17 protein-coding genes, 1 tRNA gene and 2 pseudogenes are annotated in these 21,124 nt (G+C 68.6%); 4 read left to right on the forward strand and 16 right to left on the reverse strand.

From position 1 onward, the window contains the following. Nucleotides 1–442: pseudogene (locus tag MFF61_RS12815) on the reverse strand (UDP-glucose 6-dehydrogenase); the annotation flags it as partial. A gap of 126 nt (nt 443–568) precedes the next feature. Continuing rightward, entirely contained in the window at nt 569–2,752 is a 2,184-nt protein-coding gene (locus MFF61_RS12820; RefSeq protein ID WP_435404803.1) for a glycosyltransferase family 2 protein, read from the reverse strand. 168 nt (nt 2,753–2,920) lie between these two features. On the opposite strand from MFF61_RS12820, the gene MFF61_RS12825 reads away from it, so the two are divergent. Continuing rightward, nucleotides 2,921–2,995, forward strand: a tRNA-Val gene (locus MFF61_RS12825). 393 nt (nt 2,996–3,388) lie between these two features. On the opposite strand, the gene MFF61_RS12830 is transcribed toward MFF61_RS12825, so the two are convergent. The 3 genes and pseudogenes from MFF61_RS12830 to MFF61_RS12840 form a co-directional block, all read right to left on the reverse strand. Beyond that, the gene (locus MFF61_RS12830) at nt 3,389–9,397 is read right to left on the reverse strand and encodes a cadherin-like domain-containing protein (protein WP_238235522.1); all 6,009 of its coding nucleotides are present in this window, start codon (nt 9,395–9,397) and stop codon (nt 3,389–3,391) included. Between the two features lie 309 nt (nt 9,398–9,706). Further along, nucleotides 9,707–10,975, reverse strand: a pseudogene (locus tag MFF61_RS12835) (Y-family DNA polymerase); the annotation flags it as partial. Continuing rightward, entirely contained in the window at nt 10,972–11,430 is a 459-nt protein-coding gene (locus MFF61_RS12840; protein ID WP_238235524.1) for a LexA family protein, read from the reverse strand. The gene MFF61_RS12840 and the pseudogene MFF61_RS12835, both read right to left, overlap by 4 nt. 109 nt (nt 11,431–11,539) lie before the next feature. On the opposite strand from MFF61_RS12840, the gene MFF61_RS12845 reads away from it, so the two are divergent. From MFF61_RS12845 to MFF61_RS12855, 3 genes are read left to right on the forward strand one after another with little or no spacing between them, the layout of a single operon-like run. Beyond that, complete coding sequence (locus MFF61_RS12845; protein ID WP_238235526.1) at nt 11,540–11,794, forward strand: hypothetical protein; 255 nt, start codon at nt 11,540–11,542, stop codon at nt 11,792–11,794. Nucleotides 11,795–11,823: 29 nt separating this feature from the next. Beyond that, nucleotides 11,824–12,099: an adenylosuccinate synthase gene (locus MFF61_RS12850; RefSeq protein WP_238235527.1), complete on the forward strand. Its 276-nt coding sequence runs from the start codon at nt 11,824–11,826 to the stop codon at nt 12,097–12,099. A 5-nt stretch (nt 12,100–12,104) separates the two neighbouring features. Further along, complete coding sequence (locus tag MFF61_RS12855; RefSeq protein WP_306423392.1) at nt 12,105–12,482, forward strand: hypothetical protein; 378 nt, start codon at nt 12,105–12,107, stop codon at nt 12,480–12,482. Between the two features lie 19 nt (nt 12,483–12,501). Here the strand turns inward: MFF61_RS12855 and MFF61_RS12860 are convergent, their stop codons facing one another. From MFF61_RS12860 to MFF61_RS12910, 11 genes are all read right to left on the reverse strand, one after another. Next, nucleotides 12,502–12,945, reverse strand: coding sequence for a hypothetical protein (locus MFF61_RS12860; RefSeq protein ID WP_238235528.1), 444 nt, complete (start codon nt 12,943–12,945; stop codon nt 12,502–12,504). 49 nt (nt 12,946–12,994) lie between these two features. Then, complete coding sequence (locus MFF61_RS12865; protein ID WP_238235530.1) at nt 12,995–13,402, reverse strand: hypothetical protein; 408 nt, start codon at nt 13,400–13,402, stop codon at nt 12,995–12,997. Then, entirely contained in the window at nt 13,402–13,650 is a 249-nt protein-coding gene (locus MFF61_RS12870; protein WP_238235532.1) for a hypothetical protein, read from the reverse strand. Before MFF61_RS12870 ends, MFF61_RS12865 begins: the two co-directional genes overlap by 1 nt. 4 nt (nt 13,651–13,654) lie before the next feature. After that, on the reverse strand, nt 13,655–14,293 hold the full coding sequence (locus MFF61_RS12875; RefSeq protein ID WP_238235533.1) for a lysozyme: 639 nt from the start codon (nt 14,291–14,293) through the stop codon (nt 13,655–13,657). A 149-nt stretch (nt 14,294–14,442) separates the two neighbouring features. Continuing rightward, the gene (locus tag MFF61_RS12880) at nt 14,443–16,128 is read right to left on the reverse strand and encodes a right-handed parallel beta-helix repeat-containing protein (RefSeq protein ID WP_238235534.1); all 1,686 of its coding nucleotides are present in this window, start codon (nt 16,126–16,128) and stop codon (nt 14,443–14,445) included. A gap of 13 nt (nt 16,129–16,141) precedes the next feature. Beyond that, on the reverse strand, nt 16,142–16,501 hold the full coding sequence (locus tag MFF61_RS12885; protein ID WP_238235536.1) for a hypothetical protein: 360 nt from the start codon (nt 16,499–16,501) through the stop codon (nt 16,142–16,144). Further along, nucleotides 16,501–16,932, reverse strand: coding sequence for a hypothetical protein (locus MFF61_RS12890; RefSeq protein WP_238235537.1), 432 nt, complete (start codon nt 16,930–16,932; stop codon nt 16,501–16,503). Before MFF61_RS12890 ends, MFF61_RS12885 begins: the two co-directional genes overlap by 1 nt. Nucleotides 16,933–17,118: 186 nt before the next feature. Continuing rightward, nucleotides 17,119–17,679 carry a hypothetical protein gene (locus tag MFF61_RS12895; protein ID WP_238235538.1) on the reverse strand — a complete coding sequence of 187 codons (561 nt, stop codon included), beginning with the start codon at nt 17,677–17,679 and terminating at the stop codon, nt 17,119–17,121. Between the two features lie 18 nt (nt 17,680–17,697). Then, nucleotides 17,698–18,954: a tail fiber protein gene (locus MFF61_RS12900; protein WP_238235539.1), complete on the reverse strand. Its 1,257-nt coding sequence runs from the start codon at nt 18,952–18,954 to the stop codon at nt 17,698–17,700. Nucleotides 18,955–19,030: 76 nt separating this feature from the next. Continuing rightward, the gene (locus MFF61_RS12905) at nt 19,031–19,744 is read right to left on the reverse strand and encodes a hypothetical protein (protein WP_238235540.1); all 714 of its coding nucleotides are present in this window, start codon (nt 19,742–19,744) and stop codon (nt 19,031–19,033) included. 575 nt (nt 19,745–20,319) lie between these two features. Continuing rightward, a complete protein-coding gene (locus MFF61_RS12910) occupies nt 20,320–20,676 on the reverse strand; it encodes a hypothetical protein (protein ID WP_238235541.1) in 357 nt (118 codons plus the stop codon). Between the last annotated feature and the right edge of the window lie 448 nt (nt 20,677–21,124).

A 21,124-nucleotide genomic window follows, 5' to 3' on the forward strand; every position in this document is an offset into this window, starting at 1 on the left:
AGGCGACGGCGACCTCGGCTGTGGGGTTGGTCTCGCGGATGATGCGCTCGACCTCGTCGCCGGTGCCGACCGGGACGGTGGACTTGGTGACCACCACCGTGGGGCGGGCGAGGGCCCGGGCGATGTCGCGGGCGGCCTGGAAGACGAAGGAGAGGTCGGCAAAGCCGTCGCCGCGGCGGGAGGGCGTGCCGACGGCGATGAAGACGGCGTCGGCGCCCGCGACGGCGGGGCTAAGGTCGGTGGTGAAGGTGAGGCGGCCCTGGCGGGTGTTCTCGGCGACGAGGGCGTCGAGGCCGGGCTCGAAGATGGGGATGCGGCCGGCCTTGAGCGCCGCGATCTTGGCCGGATCGGTGTCGACGCAGACCACGTCGTGCCCGAAATCCGCAAAGCACGCTCCCGACACCAGACCGACATAGCCGGATCCCACCATCGCCACGCGCATTGCGACACTCCGTCGACCCGTCGTTCCGCGGGCACGCTCTAATCAGGTTTGCGCCGCCTTGGCCACGCCCGCCGCACACGATTTCCGTGCAGCGCAGCAATTTTGCCGCCCGCGGGCGGAGGCGGCTCACCAGAGGCGGAACTGCGCCTTCGCCCGGGCGAAGTTCGGATTGTAGTAGGGGTCGTTGCGCAGCTGCGGCCCCCAGCGCTCCAGCATGGTGGCGACCTCCGCCTCGAAGCGGGCGCGCTTGGCCGGCGTGTCCTCCTGCCCGCGGCTCTTCGACTCATGATGGATGAGATGCGCGTGCGGCGTCCAGATGATGACGTAGCCCGCCGCCCGGATGCGCAGGCAGAGGTCGACGTCGTTGAAGGCCACGGCGAGACGCGCGGCATCGAAGCCGTCGATCTCGTCGAACACGGCCCTGCGCATCATCAGGCAGGCGCCGGTGACGGCCGAGACCTCCTGGCTGATCATCATGCGGCCGAAATAGCCCGGGTCCTCGGGCCCGATGCCGAGATGGCTGTGCCCGGCCACCCCTCCGGCGCCCAGCACCACGCCGCCGTGCTGGAGCGTCCCGTCCGGGTAGGACAGCTTGGCCCCGACCGCTCCGACCTGCGGCTCGACCGCGATCGAGACCATCTCGGCGAGCCAACCGGGCTCGCGCACCTCGATGTCGTTGTTGAGGAAGAGGAGAAGCTCGCCGCGTCCCGCCCGCGCGCCCTCGTTCGACAGGGCCGAGAAGTTGAAGGGGCCGGGGCTCGCCAGCACCCGCACGCGGGGATCGGCCTGCATCCCGGCGAACAGGGCGGCCGTCTCCGGCTCGCGGCTGTCGTTGTCGAGGATCACCACCTCGATGGCGGGGTAGTCGGTGCGGTGCAGCACTCCATCGAGGGCGACGCGCAGCAGTTCCGCCCGGTCCCGGGTCGGGATCACCACCGTGACGCGCGGGGCGGGGGCGGGCAGGGCGCGCACCAGCCGGTTGAAGCCCAGCGGCCCGCGCTCCGCCCGGTGCGGCCAGCCGCGGCGGGCGATGAGGTCGGCGAGCGCCTGGAGCCGGGCGGCCTCGGCCCGCGCCAGCGCCTTGTCCGAGAAGGTCCCTGAGCCGATCGCGGCGCGCCAGTGATAGAGCACCTGCGGCAGATGGCGGATGCGTTCCGGCGCGAGCCGGTCGGCCAGCCGCAGCAGCAGGTCGTGGTCCTGGCTGCCCTCGAAGCCCGGACGCAGGCCCCCGACCGCGCGCACCAGCGCGGTGCGCACCACCGTGAGATGGTTGACGTAATTTTGCGAGTAGAGGAGTTCGGGGTTCCAGTCGCTCTTGAAGTGCGGCTCGAAGCGCCGCCCCTTGGCGTCGATCTTGTCCTCGTCGGTGTAGATCAGGTCGAGGTCGGGCTGGCGCTGGATCGCCGCGGCGACCTCGAACAGCGCATGGGCGGGCAGCACGTCGTCGTGGTCCATGAAGGCCACGAAGGCCCCTTCGGCGAGATCGAGGGCGGTGTTGGTGGCCCGCGCGATGTGGCCGTTCTCGGCCCGCCGCACGGCCTTGATGCGGGGCTCCTCCTTGGCCGCGCGGGCGATGAGGCGCGGCACCGCCGGATCCGTCGAGGCGTCGTCGGCGAGGCAGAGTTCCCAATGCGGGTAGAGCTGGGCCCGCACGGAGCGGATCGCCTCCTCCAGCACCGCCGGATCCGGGTTGTAGACCGGCATCACCACCGAGATCAGCGGCGGCGCGGGCATCCGGGCCACCTCGGCGCGGATGCGCGCCCGGTCGGCCTCCGACAGGGTGTCGAAGCAGCGCACCCAGGTGTCGTAGCCCGTCAGCCCCGGCGGCGTGAGGGCGCGGGTGAGGCGGTTGCGCGAGCGGACCTTCTTGCCGAGCGCCCGCCACAGCACCGCCTGCGCGGCGAGGTCGGGCCGGCGCAGCGCCCCGCGTCCGAGCAGGACGAGGCGGCGCTGCACCCGGATGGTGAAGTCGCTGAGGCTGAGATCGGTCTCGCCGAGCATCGGCGTGAGGCGCAGGGCCAGCAGCCCGGCGGGCAGCCGCCCGAGCCAGGTGAAGCGGCCGTTGCCGTAGGCGCGCTCGGCGAGGCTGGTGCTCTCGGGCTCCCCGGGCGCGTTCGACAGCGCCGCGAGTTCGACCCGGCTGAAGGAGCCCCGGCCCTCGTCGCGAAAGCTGACCTCGACCCATCGGCCGGCGAGGCCGGCGCCCTGGAGGTCGAGGATCAGGGCCGCCGCATCGTGCGGGTCGGGCGCGAAGCTGCGCGAAACCGGATCGCCGCCCAGCGGCACGATGGATGCCTGCAATGCCGCCACGCTGTCTCCGCGCCCGTGCCCGGCCCGAGAGCCGCTGGCGCGCTCCTAGCCCAGCCGCCGCGGCGCGGAAAGGTCCGGGTGTCCGGCGAGAACCGGCTTGCCATTCCGGCCGCGTCCCCCTATACGCCCCTCCACACCGGAGCCGCTTCCCGCAACGGCGGCCTCCGCGGGCGCGTAGCTCAGCGGGAGAGCACTACGTTGACATCGTAGGGGTCACAGGTTCGATCCCTGTCGCGCCCACCATCTACCCTCCTGAGATTGCTCAGGAAAATTCCCGAAGCCGGCTGATTTGCGAAGTGCTCTCAGGTTCACTGAACCTGTGAACCGCACTTCGGCGGCTCGCGACTGGTTCAAGAGTGAACGGCATGATGCCCCATCTTGAACCCGCCATGCTCGAAACCATCCAGACCGCCAGCCCTTCGCCAACCGTCCTCGAATGGTCCCGCGGCCTCGCCAGCCTCTCACCCGGCCAAGCGCCTTGCCCGGGCTTCAGGACCGACGAGTGGGCCGAGACGCTGGCGAACTGCCGGCGCTTTGTGGACGACTTCGGGCCAGAGGCCGATCGGCGCGGCTGGGACACCCTCGAATGCAGGAGAGGAATGCGGTTCTCCTCTCCTGCATCCCGGCTATGCGAGTCTACGGCCCGAACAGCTCGGTCTGCCAGTTCGCAACAGCCCCGGTGTCCAGCAGCGTCACGGACCCGTTGCTGAGCTGGACTACAAGATCCAGTGCACCGGTGTGGTTTGCGTCCGCCAGGGTGGCGCTGCGGGCCGTGAGCCCATCGAGCAGCTCCAAGCGGTCAGTTCCGACTTGGAAGTCGGTCACTGTGTCCGATCCTCCGCTCTTGCCCAGCACGAACACGTCGGCTCCCGCTCCGCCGACCAGCGTGTCGTTGCCCTGTCCACCCAGGAGGGTGTCGGCCCCTAAGCCGCCGTCGAGCCAATCAGCCCCGGTCTCGCCCTCCAGTCGGTCGCGACCCTGACCTCCAAACAGGCGATCGTCGCCGTTCCCGCCGAGAAGCAGGTCGGAGCCATCGAGCCCGTACATCTGGTCGGCGCCATTGCCGCCCAGCACCGTGTCCTCGCCCGCGGTCGTGCCCCGCCCGGCGTTGAACGCCGCATCGATCACGTCTGCCTGGTTGGTACCGTTCACGAGCCGCCCGGCATTGTCCTGGATCGCGAGCGTGAACGTGTCCTGCACGCTGGCACCGGAGGTATCCGTGGCCGTGATCCGTATCGAGAGGGTACCGGCGTCGCCGTTCTCGGGTACGCCTGAGAGGGTCCGGGTCGCGGCATCGAAGTGCAGCCACGACGGCAGCGGGGCACCGTTCGCCAAGTTGGCTGTGTAGCGTAGCGAATCCCCGGCATCGATGTCCGCGAACGCATCTTCCGGCACCCTGATGCTGACGGGCGTGTCCTCCCGGCCGATCTGATCCTGAAGGGCGTGGACGAGAAGCGGGCCGTCGTTCGATCCTGTCACCGTGATCGCGACGTCCTGCGCGGCGCGGCCGCTCCTCCCGTCGTCAACAGCCACCGTGAAGGTGAGCGCGACCGTGTCACCGACGGCCAGGAACTGCGAGTCGGATGCGGCGAGCGCGTACCGCCACGTGCCATCGGCGCTGACCGAGAAGGCGTTCCGGAACGCCGCTTCCTGGACTGCCGTCAAGGCGAGGCCGGATGCGGACAGGCTCGCACCGGCCAGGGACGCCGCCGGAGCGTCGCTCGCGTCGGCATCGCTGAAGGTCACGCGTCCCGCGGCCGAGAGGGGCAGATCCGTCTCCATCAGGGCCGCCGCCTGCTCACCCGAGGTGATCCGCGGGCCGTCGTTCGAGCCCCTGATCACCACCGACACGGTGCCGTCCCCGATCCCGCCCGCGCCGTCCGATGCCCGGATCGTGTAGACGAGCCTCAACTCCTCGCCGGCCGCCAGGTAATCGAAGGGCGCACTCTCGGAATCGAAGATCCAGCCAACGTTGTGGGCCGCGCCGTCGTCAGCGCCGACCGTCGCCGGAGCGACGGTGAGCATCGCCAGGAGGCGATCCGACGGGACGTCGAGGCCGTGGGTGGTGCCGGAGAGCGCGACCGTCGCCACGCGGAGAGCGACCGTGTCGGTCAGGTCGGGATCCGTGACCGTCAGCGTGCCGCTGGTGGTGAGACCGGCATTCGTCTCCGTGAGCTGAGCGAAGGATGTGTCGCCGGGCACCACGGCCGTGACCACCGGCACGTCGTTGGCGCCCTCGATCGTGATCACAACCCGCTCGGTGTCGGTGCCGCCCGCATGGTCGTCGTCGATCGTCACTTCGTAGGCCACGGTGAGCCGCTCGCCCGCGGCCAGGACCGACGCGAGCGCGTCCGGAAGCGCGAACGACCACGCGACCGACCCCGCGCCGGTCCCGGTGCTCGCGGCAGAGACGCGGGTGACGAGCGCATCCGCGAGCGCCTGCGCCACCCCGGCGGGGAGTGGAGCGCCGGCCGACCACACCGCCGATGCGAGACGGTGGGAGACCGCGTGCGCGTCGGTCAGATCCCGGTCGGAGAAGGCCAGCGACCCGGAGGCTGCGACCGGCGTATCGAGGGGTGCGTTGGTGAGATTCTCGGCCTCCGCGACCGTGACGACGGCGCCCGCGGCGAAGTCGGGTCTGTCGTTGACGCCCGTGACCGTGATCCGGGCGACCTGGCTCACGACACCGCCGTCGCCGTCGTTGATGTCGTAGCGGACCGCGATCTCCCGGGCTTCGCCGGCCGCCAGAGCTTGGAACGGGGCGGCGGCAGGATCGACCGTCAGCGTCGAGCCCGAGACCGACAGGCCGGTGATCAGCCCGTGGATGCCGTCAGGATCGATGCTCAGGACGGTGCCGCGGTCCATGTCGCTGGCACCTGCGAGGAGATCGAGGCTGAAGGGGGCGTCATCCTCGCGGGCGGATCTCTGCAGCGGCCCCGCGACGGTGGGACCGTCGTTGCGGCCCTCGACCACGATCGTGGCGGTGTTGGCCACTGCCACGGACCCGTCCGTGACGAAGTAGCGGACCGTGAGCGTCTCGCGCTCGCCGGCAGCGAGGTCGCCGAACTGCGCCGGGTCGAGGCTGAGCGCGCCCGTCTCAACATTGATGTCGGCCGCGACCGAGCGCGCAAGGTTTGAGGAGCCGAGCTCCACGCCGGTGACGTCGAGGTCGTCGCGGACGTCGCGGTCCGTGGCCCCGGCCAGAAGATTCACGTCGACCGGCGCCGCATCCTCGTTGGTGAGCGTGTCGGTGATCGCGACCACCTCCGGCGCGTCGTTCGTGCCTACCACCGTGAGAGTCACCGTCGCCGCGGTCGAGGTCGCCCCATGGCGGTCCGTGGCCGTGTAGGCGAACGTGACCTGACGCTCCTCGCCCGCCGCCAAACTCTGGAAGTCGGCGCCCGGATCGAACCGGAACGTGCCGTTCTCGTCCACTGTCACCCTGCCGGCGGCCGGAGGGGTCACCACCGTGTAGGTCAGGCTGGCCCTGTCGTCGTCGCTGTCGACGTCCTCGCCCGCGAACTGGCCGACTATGGCCGGCCCGTCCTCGCTCGCCCGCGTCGCAAGCGTGACGTTCGCCGCGGTCGGGCCATCGTTGATGCCCCGCACGTGGTAGGTCAGCGAGGCGGTGTTCGAATCCGCTCCGTGACGGTCGGTGGCCTTGTATGTGATCACGACGTCGCGGATCTCGCCCTGCGCTAGATCGGCAAAGTCGTTGCCTACAGCGAGCATGGGCGTGCGGCCCTCGAAGGTCAGCGTACCCTGGCCGGGCGGCGGGCCATCGACGAGCCTGTAGGTGAGTGTGTCGGGATCGTCGTCGCTGTCGATGTCGTCGGCAAACAGTCGTGCCCCGTAGGACGTGCCCGGATTGGCGACGGCTCCATTCAACTCGTGGTCGGACGCGACGGGAGCATCGTTTGCGCCGGCGACGGTGATGGTGAGTCGACCTGAGTCGCTGCCGCCGTGACCGTCGCTGACCGTGTAGCCGACGGCCATCTCGCGGCTCTCGGCCCGCGCGAGGCTCTGGTAGGCGAGACCCGCTGCGTCGAAGCTGTAGCTGCCGTCCGGGTTGAAGATCAGGCCGGCCGGCGCCTCGCCAGCAAGCGCATAGCGAAGAAAATCCCCGTCGATATCGCCATCGTTAGTAGCGACTGAGTTGGTGATGAGGCTGTCTTCGGCGACGGTCGCAAGGTCATCGCGTGCGACAGGGGCGTCGTTGACCGCAGTAATGGTCACCGACACGGTCTGCTCCGCCGTGGCTCCGTTCTCGTCGGAGATCAGGACGGTGAAGCGCTCCGGCCCGGTCGCGTCGGCGACGGGCGTGTACGTGAACGTGCCGTTGGCCGGGTCGAATGAGACGACGCCCTTGGCGGGGCCAAAGCCCTCCTTAAGCGCATAGGAGAGCGCATCGCCGTCCACGTCCGTGGCTCCGATCGCAACCGGGGCCGAGATGGTGTCCTCGGCGGTGGTGAACGCGTTCTCGGCCGCGGCCTCCGGGGTGTCGTTGACGGGCGTGATCGTGATGGCGACGGAGTCCGTGTCGGTCTCGCTCGTGTTCGTGCCGGTCTGGCTCGGATCCGCGCCGGAGAGGCCGTTGTCGCTCGTCATGAGCGTCAGAGTCGCCGATCCGGTGCCGTTCGCCGGAGGTGCGTAGGTCAGGCCGTCGAGTGCAGCATTGATCGCCGCGAGTGCGCCTGTGAAGGTCATGCTCGCATCGGCGCTGCCGTCCCCAGACGCGAAGGTCAGGCCCGTGGTTCCGGAAAGGGTCAGCACGCCGCTCGTTACCGACAGCGTCACGGTCGCCGCGCCCGTGCCGATATCGACGTCCGAAACGGAGAGCGCGTTGCCGTTGGCCACGCTGAACACCCGGGTGCCGTCCTCGACCAGGGTCTGGCTCTCTGGCACTGCGTTCACCGGCGCGTCATTCACGGCCGTGAAGGAGACGGTGTAGGTTGCAGGTGTCTCGTCCGCGACGCCGCGGTCGTCGATCGCCGTGTAGGTGAAGCTGGACACACCAGCGAAATCGCGCGGCGGCACATACCAGATGAAGGCCATGCCGTCCCGGCTCACCGGAATGGACTGGGGATCGAGGGGCTGGAAGGCCTCGTTCAGGAATTGTCCCCCGATCGGCGGGCTCTGAACGATGCGGAAGCCCGTCACGCTGCCGTCGACATCGGCGCCCTTGAGCGAAAGTAGGAGTGGCCGCTCCTCCTCCCAACCGGTCGCCAGTGTGTCGGTAGTCGGCGCGTCGTTCACCGGCACGAGCGTCAGCGCGGCGGTTGCCTGCGCCGTGTCGCCGCCGCCGAGAGCGGTGCCGTCCCCACCCACCAAGGTGACCCGCAGGGTCCGCGTCCCAGCGTTCGGGTTCTCCGAGGTGTTCGCGTACAGGATATTGCGCATCAGCGCCTGCACGGCGGCTGGCGTCGCGGCCGTGCCGGAGAGGGACACGAACAGGCCGCCGCCGTTCGCCCCGCCAGTGACCGTGCCGATCGCCGACCCGCCATAGGTGACGGTGGAACCGGCGAGGCCGATCTGACCCGTCCCGGTGCCCTGGTTGCGGATGGCCAACTGGTCGGCCGAGGTCGCGCCGGCATCGAACCCAATGCTGAGCAATCCACCGTCGAAGTTGAGAGAGTCGGCGTCGCTCAGAACGGCGAATGGCGCGAGCGGCACCGCCGGCTGGTTCTCCGTGTAGGTGAGCGACGCGCTCGTGCCGGCGACACCAAAGTCGAGGTCGAGGCTCGGCGGATCGTTGACGGGGGTGATCGTGACGACGGTGCCGGTCTGCGTCACGCCACCGTCGCCGTCGGACAACGTGAACCGCAGAGTGCGTGGCGCGGCAGACGGCGAGTCCGAGGAACTGGAGTAGAGGATGCTGCGGGTCAGGGCCTGGACGGCCGCAGGCGTGGAGTTGAGATCCAGGGACACGACGAGGTCGGTGCCGTTCATCCCTCCCGTGAAGGTGCCGATGACGGTCCCGCCATACTCGATGGCGTTGCCGTTCGTGCGGATCTGGCCGGGCCCGCTGCCCTCGTTGCGGATCGCAAGTCGATCGCTCGCGGTCCCGCCAGCCTCGAAGCCGATAACGAGTTGCCCGCCGCTGAAGTTGAGCGAGTCGGCATCCGACACCAAGGCATCGGGCGCGACCGCAGCCTGCCCCTGATCCTCTCTGTAGCTCAGGGCCGCGTTGACCCCCGCAGCCGATCCATTCAGGTCGACTGTCGGTGGAACATTAACTCCCTCGAATCTGACTGTCAGACGAACGAAAGAACTCGGATCTGCCTGCAAAGAATTCCAATTGATCGCGATGTTGTCAGCATTGAATATCACATCGCTACGATCAAGGCCTGCAATATTGGTTTCGAGCGTGAAGTCGGCTATCGACGGCACGGAATTGTCGTAATCTCGAATATTGAAGCCGTTGAAGCCCGCCGTGGTCCACCAAACGTACGATCCGTAATCGACATAAATGGTGTTGTTAGTCAAATCTAAGCTGAAATATCCGATAAGCCCATCCGGAAACTCAACACCAGTTCCGACCCTGTCGAGTGAGGAATCGGTCCCGCCCGTCGGGTAATCAGAGTTGTAATTCGGAAATCGATAAGTGAACTCAACGACACTATTGTCGAAGCCAGTCGCGCCCATCTTGCTCCCCCCTCTGTGCTTGAGATGTTGGTAAAGGCATAATCTCCGGCAGACAAGACCCACCGTTGCACTGATGAGGCCGTCGCCGCACAAATGACACAGCCGCTCCGGAGCGCGTCAACTTGTCAGCAGTCTGACCTGTGACTCGAAAGCATCACGAGATCGTTTTGTCGGGCGAAGTGATGGCCGTCTCACGCCCGCGCACGCCTTTGCCGCGGGAAGGGGCTGGGAGGATCACCGGACGAGCAGCAGATCGGAGGGAGCACGGGGCACCGCAATCCGTGCCGACGCCCTTGCGAAGGGAGGCTGCGCCAACACCGTTGGCACCGTGTCGAGCCGAGCGGTGCAGCGCGGTCTCGTCGCATCCGGTCTTCGTCGACCACGTCCGCTTTGGCACAAGCCCGACCCGGGCCGGCACCACGCTCCGCGCCTGGCGCGCGCAACCGACACGTGCACCGCCGCCTCGCGTTCGAGCGCCCCGAGCGGGGTCCGCGGACTCTCGGACAGCGGCACGAGATCGGTGGTGATCACCCCGGCCTTGCTGTACCGCCAGGGCGCGCCGGCCGGCTCGCGCCACGTGCGCGCCACCCCGAGCCGCACCGCCCGGATCAGCGCCAGCGTGTCGTTCGTCGCCTCCGGCAGGTGCACCACCGTCGAGACCGAACGCATCGGATCGCCCCGGTCGTGCTCGCTGGTGTGGTAGAAGACCGTCACCTGATCGGTCGCCTGCCCGTCCCGCCGCAGCTTCTCGCCCAGCCGGGTCGCATGCGCCGCCACAGCCTGCTCCAGCACCGCCCGCTCGGTGATCCGGGACGAGAAGCTCCGCGTCACCGCGCAGCCCTTGCGGCGGGCCGGCACCAGCTCCAGGGCCAGGCACGCACGCCCGCGCAGCTCATGGATGATGCGCTCGCCCACCACCGTGAGCGCCTTGCGGGCCGGCCGCGGGTCGAGGTCGCGCAGGTCCGCCACCGTGTCGACGCCCAGCGCCTGCAGCTTGGCGAGCGAGGCGCGCCCCACACCCCAGACTTCGCCCACTGAAATACCGACCAGCCACAGCGCGCGCTCCGCCTCGTCGGAGAGGTCACACACCCCGCCCAGCTCCGGCACGCTCTTGGCGATGTGGTTGGCGAGCTTGGCCAGCGTTTTGGTCGGCCCGATCCCGACGCAGGTCGGGATGCCGGTCCAGCGCCGCACGGTCGAGCGGAGATCGCGGGCCAACGCCACGCGGTCGCGCTCGCGCACGTCGGAGAGGTCGAGGAAGCTCTCGTCGATCGAGTAGATCTCCACGTCGGGCGCGAAGGTGCGGTAGACCGCGTTGGTGCGCGCCGACATGTCCCCGTAGAGGGCGTAGTTGCTGCTGAACACCCGCACACCCTGGCGCCGGCACATCTCCCGGATCTTGAAGTATGGATCGCCCATCTTGATCCCGAGCGCCTTGGCCTCGGCCGTGCGGGCGATGGCGCAGCCGTCGTTGTTCGACAGCACGATCACCGGCACGCCGGCCAAGCGCGGATCGAACACGCGCTCGCAGGAGCAGTAGAAGCTGTTGCCGTCGACGAGCGCGAGGGCGCGGCTCATCGCACGGTGCTCGGGCGGACGTGGTGCCAGCGCACCGAGAACAGCAGCACGCCCCAGAGCAGGCCCTCCTCCAGCTCGTCGAGCGCGAAGGGCTCCTCCATCTCCGGGTTGTCGAAGGTAAGCGCCAGCCGGTTGCCCTGGACGACGAGGCGCTTGAGGCTCATCTCGCCGTTGACCACCGCGACCACCACGGCACCGGCGCTGGGCTGGAGCGAGCGATCCACCACGGCGAGGTCCTGGTCGTGGATGCCGGCGCCCTTCATGCACCAGCCGCGCACGCGCCAGATGAAGGTGGCGGCGGGGTTGGGGGCGAGCCAGCGGGGGAGTTCGAGGGCGCCCTCGATGAAGTCCTCAGCGGGCGAGGGAAAGCCAGCGCAGAGGGTCGTACGCATGAAGGGGATGCGTACCAACCCGCTGAGATCCGCTACCGCCTCGCCGACCCGGTAGAGACTCACGCCCGCCCTCCATGTTAGAACGAAAAGAGAACAAACAGGCCGACGGTTCCCGGTCAAGACCGCGCTGCCAGGCTGTGCGAAGCGGGGACTACGCGATCAGGAGGGCGTGATGGGGATGCGGACGACGTTCGTGGTGCAGAGTTTCGAGGTGCACCGCAAGAAGCTGCGGCCGGGCCAGCGGGATGTGGCACCGACCGAGAGCGGCGCGCTCAAGCGGGCCGAGGCAATTGCCGGGCGGACGCCGGGCACGGCGGCGCTGCGGATCGTGGCGGACGACGAGACGGGCGAGCTGGAGAGCGTCACGATCCTCGGCCAGTTCGGCGAAGTGCCCGATGACTTCGCCGAAAACCTTCAGGGCAGCTAAGGGCGCTTCAACCTAGCAAGGAGATCAGAATGGCATTCAAGGCAAAGTCGGCCATTGAGACGAAGGCTGCAGAGCTGGCATCAGCCATCATTCGCATCGCGGATCGAGAGAGCGCACCGCTCAACATCGGGATAGAGCAGCTCAGGAGAGGCAACCCACGCCTGACGCCTCTCGCGATCGGTCAGGTGTTTCGCAAACAGCGCGACAGCCTGGATGTAGCCTTGGCGGAGCGGGGATACACCCTCATCGACTACGCCGACCAAGGACCCGGACGAGGGATGGAGTTTGAGATCGGGGTTGCCTGAGCCTGGTGCGCAACCCGCGCCGCGACGGCCGGGAGATCGCCCCGCCCACGGTCAGCAGCCTGCGGGAGCAAGGCGAGACCACCGCGGCCGTGTACTGCCACGCGCGGGGCTGCGGCCACCACGCGGTGATCAGCACCGACCGCTTCCCTGCCGAGCTACCCTTCCCCGACATCGCCCTGCGCCTGCGCTGCTCGGCCTGCGGCGACCGGGAGGTGGTCGTGATGAAGGACATGGCGGCCTACTATGCCCGGTGCACATCGGGAGTCGGGCCGGCGACGGGCCTGCCACCGTCGTACCAGGTGATCGGGCGGGACGGGCCGTGGCCGGATAATCCCCCGGACGCAGAAAGGCGCCCCGAGCCGGAGCCCGGGGCGCGGTGTTGATGAGTGTTAGGCGAGGCCGTCAGGGCTTGAAATGCCGCGCTTCCAGCCGTTCCAGCCGCTTGTCGAGCCGCTCCTCGACCCGGCCGACCCGGTCGCGCAGGAACCCGAAGTCCCGCTCCGCCTGCCGCCAGTGCTCTTGGTGCTCCGCCCGCGGCACGACGCTGGCGTTCAGCGTCTCGAGCCGGCGGTCCGAGCGCTCCTGCATGGCGAGCAGCGACGCCTTGACGTCGGCCTGCCCCTCCTTGATCGGCCAATAGGCCAGCCCGCCGATCACCGTGATGATCGCGGTCGCCACGCTCATCGCCGACCAGATCACCCCCCAGGGCGTCTGCCTCCCGCGATCGATCTTCTCGCCCAGCGCGTTCACCGCCGTCACGACGCTGTTGAGCGAGCCGGCGATGCCCTCGACGCGGGTTTCGAGCGCCGAGAGCCGTGCGTCGACATGGGGGACGGAGGTGGTCATGACGCCTCAGGGGAGGTCGGCGCAACCCTCCCGGGCGCGCGGGGGAGGGCTATGCCTTGAGCAGCCGGGCAGCCCCGGCGCGGGCGAGGGTGACGAGCGGCGAGGAGACGAAGAACGCGGTCAGGATCGTCGCCTGGATCGCTACGTACTCGGCCGGCAGGGGCTCGATCGGCCAGCCGAGCGCGAAGGTCTTCGAGAGGCAGATCGCCCCGAAGTGGACGGTCGGCGGGATGCCGATGCCGTAGACGAGCCCCTTGAACGCGGGCGCGACCGCGGCCTTGGCAGCGTTCGCGGCCATCTCGGCCTGCACCACCTGGACGGCGACGTCGCGTTGCGCGGTCTGCCCGGTCTGAAGCGTCTTCAGGATCGGCCCGAGCACCGAATCGCCAAAGACCTTGATCAACCCCGAGCCGACGACGCCCAGCAGCTTGCCGACCGGGTTGAGGAGCCAGTCCATCAGGCCCGTCCTCCCGGGGCAGGGGACGGCAGGCGCCGTAGGTAGATGCCGAGCACGATGCGCAGGACGGCGAGCCAACCGCCCACCACCGTGCCCCAGCCCTCCGGCAGGATCGGCGCAAGGTCGGCGCCCGCGAGCGCGTCGAGCATGTCGGGCAGCGCCAGCAGGAAGGCGAGCGCGTAGATCCGGTAGCCCTTGGCCGCGGCGTACCAGAGGCGCAAGTGAGCCGTGAAGCGGTGCCGGTGCATCGGATCAAGCCTTCCGGGCGAGGGTGGTACGGATCAGGTCGTAGAAGCCGGCCAGTCCGGAGCGGACCGCGCCGCCGGCGGCCTGCGCCGCGGAACGCAGAAGCCCGCCGGAGGGGGCGGGCGGGCTGACGCTCGGGACGCTGGCGGACGGGGCTGGGTTGGGCGCCCCGGGCGCGCTGACGGGCTTGGCGTCCGTGCTGCGCGCCTTAGGCGCCGCCTTGCTGTAGGGCGTGAGGAACTGGTCGCGCTCGGCGGTGCGCCGGCTGACCAGCTCCCTGTTCTTCGTCCACATCATGATCGCCTCGGCGCAGCCCTTCCGGTCGCCTGCGTTAAGGCGCTTGAGGAAGGTCGAGCCTCGGAAGCCCGCCACGCCGATGTTGAAGGCAATCGAGATCAGGGCATCTTGCTCGTGGTCCGCCACGGGGACCTTGATGCAGGATAGGATCGGCAGTGCGTGGCTTGCGAGGTCGTCCGCGAAGAACGCATCGGCCTGCGCCTGCGTGATGACCTGACCGAGCTTGACGCCCTTGGTGTGGCCATAGCCAATCGTCGGGACGTGGGCGCTGTCAAGGTAGGCTTTCAGCCGCACGCCCTCGCGCGACTTCAGCACCGCTATGCCGAGCGGCGTCATGATGGCGACCATGTTGGATCTCCGGGAGATGCCGCTCCCGGAGCGGCACAATTAGCGGCGCTGGCCGCGATCGTAGATGTCTTCTGTCAAGGCGCGCCCGTCCGACCGGCCAGAGCACATGCGCTGGACAGGGCACGAGGAGCGTTGGCGAGCCATCTTCCTCACGGGTCGAGCAGCGGCGCGTACTTCCAGCCGCCGTTGATGTAGACCCAAAGCCGTTGCCCACTACCAGCCACCGCAAAGGGTGCCGCGCCCGACACGAACGAAGGTGTCCCCGTTGGCGTGCCAAGAATGACCGGCATGTAGGGGAAGCCCATAGTCGATGTCGTCGGCAGTAACGGCGTTCCGAGCATCAGCGTGCCTCGGCCGTCGTTGTTGCTGACAATGAGATTGTGGGTGGCGGTCGAGTTGTTGGTCAGCGCCGCTCCGGTATTGGCCGATAAATTATTGCCGACCACCATCGAATAATCGACGCCGGTCCCGATCGTGATGCCGGAGCCGTTCGGCCCCCACTTGCCAGCGGGGCCGATCAAATTGCCGGCGATGGTGATCCTCTGAAGGTTGTTGCCGAGCAGGATGGCGGCGCCGCCATTTCCGGCGATCTGACTGCCGGTGACTTGGAAGCCGTCGACTGCAACCGCCTCCGACGTGTCGATCCCGACGCCGGAATTGCCGTAAATCTCGCTGTTGGCAAGATGCACGCCGGACGTAACGCCCTTGATCTTCAGGCCAATCGAGTTGCTACCCAACCAGCTCCCGTTGAACGATACATTGGTGATAGCGCGCGTGTTGTCGGGGCCAGCATCCAAGAAAACACTTGGACCAGACGACGTGTCGTAATAGCATCCTGTCGAGATGATCGACGTAACCACGAAATCCGGCCCAGGATGAACCCAAAGCGGCGAACCCATTTTCTGTAACTGACATCCTGTCAACAGAATTCCCGCGCCGCCAGTGATGTAAATACCGGCTTTTGCGTCCTGTCCTCCGGGATTTTCCATATAGGGAGCGTAAATATCACGCGCCTCGGCCGGTCCGTCCAGTTGAATGCCAACGCCAGTGCCAGGCGCGATGTTAGTGATCTTTGGTCGCCAAAAATTAGTGCGACCACCCTTCGAGTAAATTCCGCTGTGTCCGCCACCGATTTCTACGTTGCGAATGACGAGATCGGCCGAGCCACCCGCTGTATTGTCGTGGATGGCCCAGACTTGGGTCGCTGTTGGTGACCCATACTGAGCGATCCGCAGTTCTTCGATCCGAACGTAGCTGGCTTCGATTTCGATGGCGTTGAACGTACTGGAGTTCGTAATGATCTGCGAGACGAATTGGCCGGCCCCGCGCAGGCTGGTCAGCGGACGACGAATTCGCAGGGGTGCCGTGATGAAGCATCCACCCTGCGGGATCCAGACGTCACCACCATAAACCGGATGCACTGCATCCAGCGCCTCTTGCAATTTTACCGTATCGTCGGTGCTATAGTCGCACTTGACTTCGTGGTCCCTGACGTTGACAACGTCGAGCAAGCGTTGAGCCGCCGACCGGGCGATGCCGCCGGTCCTCGGCACCGTAAAGGACAGGTCAGAGCCGTCGCCCTGCTCCACCGCCTTGCGGCCGGACGGCAAAGCGTTGAGGAGGGTCGACGTCCCGAGGGTGCCATTCGGCTTTTTCCAGAACAGCCGGCCATCGGCGCGGTTGGTCGCGACCTCCCGGTCCCCAAGCGCATCGGGTCCGGTGATGGCCGGCACGGCACCGGGCGTGGTCGACGACTTCACGTCAAGGGCGTGGGCGGGCGCAGCGAGGAACGCCCCGAGCGCCAACGCTCCGAGGAGAGTAGAGAGGTTACGCATATCAGTAATCCAATTAGAAGGTGCCAGGATCAAAGGCGTCTTTGATCACGCCCTGCGCGTTGTGCCAGAAGCTGAGCTTCCCGGTTTGCGTATTGCGTGCGAACATATAGTCGCCTTCCTCTGGAAGATCTGCGAGTGTTGGGTTCGCCGACAAGTCTACGCGCTTGCCCCGGCGCTTCGCTTCATTCATCCCGGCTGTCAAACCGGCCTGCGTGGCGAGCGGAATGCCGCCGGGGGTCTGTCCGTTCTGCAGGCGCAGCGTCTGACCATCGACGATGACTTCGCGCATTGGGCCGACATACGCATTGATCGCGTTCATGTCGGAGAGGTCCGCGGCGCCGATGCCCGCAAGTTTACGAGGCTGTCTGGCCATCAGCTGTTCCAATCATCGGAGGGGTCAGGTAACGACGAGAAGTTGAAGTCGTAGACCGGCAGCCCGGCGACCCGGATTGCCTCGCGCGCATCCGAGGCGGCGGCGACGGCGACGAGGGCGCTGTCGTCGGACGCCGCGCGCGCCTCCTCGGACGCCGCGCGGGCCGCTTCGCTCACGGTGCGGTGTTGCCGTGCCGCCAGCGCGTCAGCCGCAGCGGCCGCGGCCCGCTCGGAGGCCGTGGCGGCACTGGCCGCCGCTGCCACGGAGCGGGTGGTCGCGACATCGGCCCGGGCGTCGGCGATCGCGGCCTGCTGCGTCGCGCTCGCGGCGGCCACACCGGCCGCCTCGGCCTGCTCCGCCGCGACGGTCGCCGCGCCGGTGGCAATGCTCGCCTGCCCGCGCGCGGCGTTCTCCCGCTGCGCGGCGAGCATGGCGGATTGCGAGGCCGCGGCGACGGCTTGGCCCGCCTCGGACGCTCTCGCGGTCGCGACGCCGGCCTGCTGGCTCGCCGTGTCGGCCGCCGCCTGCGCCTCCGCCGTCGCCTGCGCGGGGCTCGCCTTGATCGGCAGCCCCGTCGACCAGTCGCCGAAGAGGTTGGAGCGCTTAATGTAGAGGATCTAGGACGGCCCCTGCGGCGTGTCGGCGACGGAGAGGAACGTCGTGCCCTTGGGCGCCGCGTCGTACTGCGCGCGCTCGGCCGGGCTGCCGGAGTGGTCGAACGACACGCCGGCCGAGCGGGGTGCCGCGCTGGCGGCCCCGACGCTGCGCCATTCGAGCGGCAGCCCGTCGAGGCCCCCGGTCCACGTCACCGTGTAGAGGAGCCCGCGCTGCACCGACCCGGCCGGCAGCGAGAGGCCGTCCGCGCCGCGCCAGCGCCGCGGCCCCGTGCCCGAGACGTTGAGGAAGGGCTCGTCCGTGTTGTCACGGTCGGCCCAGAAGCTGATCATCAGGCCCGGCCGCAGCTCGGAGAGGCCGGACGCCGTGCTGATCACGTAGACGTTGTCCGTGCCCTCCGACACCAGGGCACCGCCCTGATCGTCCGCCAGCGCACGGGTCGCGGCCATCATGGCGCGCAGCGAGGAGAACACGTCCCGCTGCGAGGCGCCGTCCGTCGCGCGGATGGTCGGATCGGCCGTCGCATTGCGCGCCGGCACGAGATCCCAATCATGAACGCCCATTCGGAGGTCTCCAGGTGATCACGCCTTGATGGCGATCGCGACGACGAGGCTCGGCGGCATCCGCGACACGGGGGCGGTGCCGCCGGCCGCCTCGATCGTGAGCGCGTGCGTGTGCGGGGGCGTGCCGGGGAAGGTGTGGGTGTGGTCCGGGATGGCCGGAACGCCGTGCTGGTGGTTCGGCGCCGGATCGATCGTCACCGGGTGGCTGTGCTCGCCAGCGGGATCGATCGTCAAGCCGTGGCCGTGCAGGCCGCCCGACTCGGTCGGCGCCACCGTGTTGGCGCCCCCGGGGCCGATGGAGGACACGAACAGCGCCGCGCTGCCGCCCGGCGCGCCTATGCGCAGGTTCTGGACGTCGTGCGCGTGCGCCCCGTTCGGAGCCGCGTTTCCGGTGTGGGCGTGCGTGCCGGCGTTCGTCGCGATCGCGGGGTGGCTGTGGCTGCCGGCGGGAGTGGTGAGGCCGCCGTGGTCGTGCCCCCCGGCGGCGCCGGTCGTGCCCGAGCCAAGCCCGCCCGCGTCCGACATCGTCGCCGCGTGGCTGTGGCTCGGCATCTGCCCGCTCGTCAGCGCCGCCGCATCAAGGCCGCCGCTGGAGCCGAGCCCGCCGCCTACGCCGCCCGCGCCGGTGAGCCGGTTCGCGGGCGCGCCGCCCTGTGCGTCGGCGCCGAACAGCGTGCGCCCGCGCAGGTCAGGGAGATTGAAGGTGCTCGACCCGTCGCCCGCGCCGTAGGTCGTGCCGATGTGCGCGAACAGCGCCGCATAGGCGGCGCGCGACACGGCCCGCCCGTCGGCCAGGAGCCAGCCGGGATCCTCGATGGCATCGGCCTGCGCTCGCAACGCACCGGGCCGTTCGATCTCCGGCGAGAGGATCAGGAAGGCGTCGAGCCCCGGCACGAAGGCCGCGCGGTAGACCACGCCCGGGGTCAGGTCCTGGGGGCCGAGGCCGCGGTTGAACCGCCGCCGGATGGGCTTGGCCGGCAGTCCGTTCAGCGACAGCGTCGCGGGCCCGGCATTCGCCGTCGTGACCGTGAAGGCGATCGTCACCCGCGCCGAGAGCGCGTCGATGTCCTGGTTGGTCGCGACCGTGTAGGCGAGCGGACCGCCCCCGAGGACGAGGCCACCGGTAGTGTCCGCAAGCCAGCAGGCGACCGACGCCATCATGCCGCGCGCCGAATCGTTCACCTGCGGGCGCGGCATGCCCTCGGGCCAGGGGCAGGCGACGTCGACGAGGTCGTTCGACCCGGGATCGGTCGACCACTTGGTCAGGTTCGGCATGGGCGGAATCCGGGCGCGCAAGGCCGATCCGGGAGCGCAAGGGCGCTCCAGGCCGGATCAGGCGGCGGTGGTCGGGTCAGGCGCGGCGGGGCAGCAGCGCGAAGAAGCGGGCGGCGTCGAAGGGCGCCGCCGGCGGGGCGGCGGAGAGGCGCGGCGGCGGGGCCGCCGCGGTCTCGGGTTCGGTCGGCGCGGCGCCGGCCGTCAGCTGCGCGATCAGCCGTCCGAGGTCGGCGGAATCGTCGGCGGCGGCCGGCTCCGCACTGGCAGAGGGCGCCGGCCCGGCGAACCCGAACGGGGCCGAGCCCGGTGCCGCGCCTGCGGGGGCGCCGGCCGCGCGGGGAGCCGGGGGCGTGTACTCGCCGCCGAGCAGGGCCGCCGCCTTGGCGCGGTGCCCGTCCATCTGGGTCTCGACCTTGTCGCGCACCGTGCCGGGTGCGCCGCCGGCCGCGGCATCCGACGCGTTGTAGCGCCCGACGCGGCCCGCGTTCACGGCCGAGTAGAGGTCGAGGAGCCCCATGCCGGGCTGCACGCCGGCCTTCTTCAGGTAGCCGACGACGGGACCGGTGAGCTGGTCGTAGGCGCTCTGGCCCTCGAAGGCTCCGAACTCCCGTGCCTGCGGCTCGCCGAACTGGATGAGCCCGCGGTGCGTGCCCCACTTCGTGGTGAGACCCTTCTGCCACGGGTCGAAGGTGCCGCCGGTCTCGTAGGAGACGACGGTGCCGAGGTCGGTGGGATCGACGCCGAGCAGCCGCGATGCCTCGAGGAAGCCCGCGCGCAGGTCATTCGCCATGTCGGGGGGTTCCGGAACGCGAAAGGCCGCCCACGGGGGACGGCCTTCTCAGCCCGACGCGCAGGGCGCGGGACGGTGGTGGTTTACGGTGGATCGCCCGTCGGGTGCAAGACCCTCAGCCGGTGGGCTGCTACCGGCGATTCCAGGAGCGATAGATGTTGTCGTGCGGACCGACATCGACCGCCTCGAACTCGTCTTCGGACACCTTTCGGAGGATGATCCGGTCGCCGCTCTGCGGGTCAATGATATGGTACCCGGGAGCCCCAGCCAGGGCTCGGAAGTCGAGGCTGGGTAGGTGAGGTGCTTCGATGAACTTCGCGAGCGCTCGAGCTGCGCCCTTCTGCCGGTGCGGCGGGGGCGTTTCAGCGCCTTGACGAAGGTCGGAGTTGGAGTGACGCGCACTGCTAGGCCATCGCCGACAGCAGATACGCCTCCAAATCGTCGGGGTTATCGAATGTCGGGCCGCCTCGTGACTCCGGATCCATCTCTGCACGGACGGCGCGAAGAAAAAGATCCAACTCCTGTGCGCCACGGAAAAACCGTTCAGACAGCGCAATCATCCGTCTATTCAGCCGTTAGACCGTGGGCAGAATCGAGGCCGGGAGGTTTCTTTCCTCGCGCGCAGCCAGATTTTTCATCCGTTCGACTGCGCGCGCCTCGTTACGCAGATTGCGCTGATGAAGCGCGATCATTTCATTGATCTTTTGCAGCGTAAGATCAGGGTCCGGCTTTGTAGCCCAAGCCCAGAGGACGCTGCGTAGCATCACCCCGCGCGCTTCCCAGTCCTCAATGTCTCGCTCGTTCTTCGCCAGAAACTGCTCATACTCACGCAACAGAGCGCTACTGCCGAGAGCCGACGGTGACGCCCCAACGATGGCAGGGGGCTGCCATGTCAGGTGATGAGGCAACTCTAAGAGCGAGGCGTCAGCCATCGTGCCCTTCTCACTCCTACATTCCGGCGATTATGCACCGGCCGCACCCGATTCTTGCAGTATCATAGTACCACACTGCGACGCAGCGAGGCTGGTAGGGTGCCGCATGGCGAGAGTATCTAAACGTTCGAACTCGATGGGCTCCCGAACGTTCGACATAGCGACGGGACGCTCGACATTCGTGCAACGCCTCGGAATGACCCCTGAAGAATGGCAGAAGGAGCAGGTCTCGCAGGGCAAATTGCGTCCGGCGGAGGCGGCTCGCGAAGCCAAGCGCCTGCAGGCGAACTGGGGCCGTGCCGCGGCCATTCAACAGCTTGCGGGAATGCAGTAGCGGACCGGCGAAATCGCACAACCATGCCTGGCCCCGCCGCCTCGCCGCGTTCGTGCTCTACGCCGTCATCATGCTGGCGATCGGGTGGGCGCTTAGAGCCGTGCCCGCTCATGT

The sequence above is a fragment of the Methylobacterium isbiliense genome (assembly GCF_022179325.1).
Lineage (GTDB): Bacteria > Pseudomonadota > Alphaproteobacteria > Rhizobiales > Beijerinckiaceae > Methylobacterium > Methylobacterium isbiliense.

What these genes read in the sequence shown, in the direction of transcription:
- MFF61_RS12900 (WP_238235539.1), bottom strand. Translation starts at nt 18,954, where the DNA reads ATGCCGAACCTGACCAAGTGGTCGACCGATCCCGGGTCGAACGACCTC.
- MFF61_RS12895 (WP_238235538.1), bottom strand. Translation starts at nt 17,679, where the DNA reads ATGGGCGTTCATGATTGGGATCTCGTGCCGGCGCGCAATGCGACGGCC.
- MFF61_RS12910 (WP_238235541.1), bottom strand. Translation starts at nt 20,676, where the DNA reads ATGGCTGACGCCTCGCTCTTAGAGTTGCCTCATCACCTGACATGGCAG.
- MFF61_RS12865 (WP_238235530.1), bottom strand. Translation starts at nt 13,402, where the DNA reads ATGGACTGGCTCCTCAACCCGGTCGGCAAGCTGCTGGGCGTCGTCGGC.
- MFF61_RS12845 (WP_238235526.1), top strand. Translation starts at nt 11,540, where the DNA reads ATGGGGATGCGGACGACGTTCGTGGTGCAGAGTTTCGAGGTGCACCGC.
- MFF61_RS12830 (WP_238235522.1), bottom strand. Translation starts at nt 9,397, where the DNA reads ATGGGCGCGACTGGCTTCGACAATAGTGTCGTTGAGTTCACTTATCGA.
- MFF61_RS12905 (WP_238235540.1), bottom strand. Translation starts at nt 19,744, where the DNA reads ATGGCGAATGACCTGCGCGCGGGCTTCCTCGAGGCATCGCGGCTGCTC.
- MFF61_RS12890 (WP_238235537.1), bottom strand. Translation starts at nt 16,932, where the DNA reads ATGCTCGCCGCGCAGCGGGAGAACGCCGCGCGCGGGCAGGCGAGCATT.
- MFF61_RS12870 (WP_238235532.1), bottom strand. Translation starts at nt 13,650, where the DNA reads ATGCACCGGCACCGCTTCACGGCTCACTTGCGCCTCTGGTACGCCGCG.
- MFF61_RS12860 (WP_238235528.1), bottom strand. Translation starts at nt 12,945, where the DNA reads ATGACCACCTCCGTCCCCCATGTCGACGCACGGCTCTCGGCGCTCGAA.
- MFF61_RS12875 (WP_238235533.1), bottom strand. Translation starts at nt 14,293, where the DNA reads ATGGTCGCCATCATGACGCCGCTCGGCATAGCGGTGCTGAAGTCGCGC.
- MFF61_RS12880 (WP_238235534.1), bottom strand. Translation starts at nt 16,128, where the DNA reads ATGCGTAACCTCTCTACTCTCCTCGGAGCGTTGGCGCTCGGGGCGTTC.
- MFF61_RS12885 (WP_238235536.1), bottom strand. Translation starts at nt 16,501, where the DNA reads ATGGCCAGACAGCCTCGTAAACTTGCGGGCATCGGCGCCGCGGACCTC.
- MFF61_RS12850 (WP_238235527.1), top strand. Translation starts at nt 11,824, where the DNA reads ATGGCATTCAAGGCAAAGTCGGCCATTGAGACGAAGGCTGCAGAGCTG.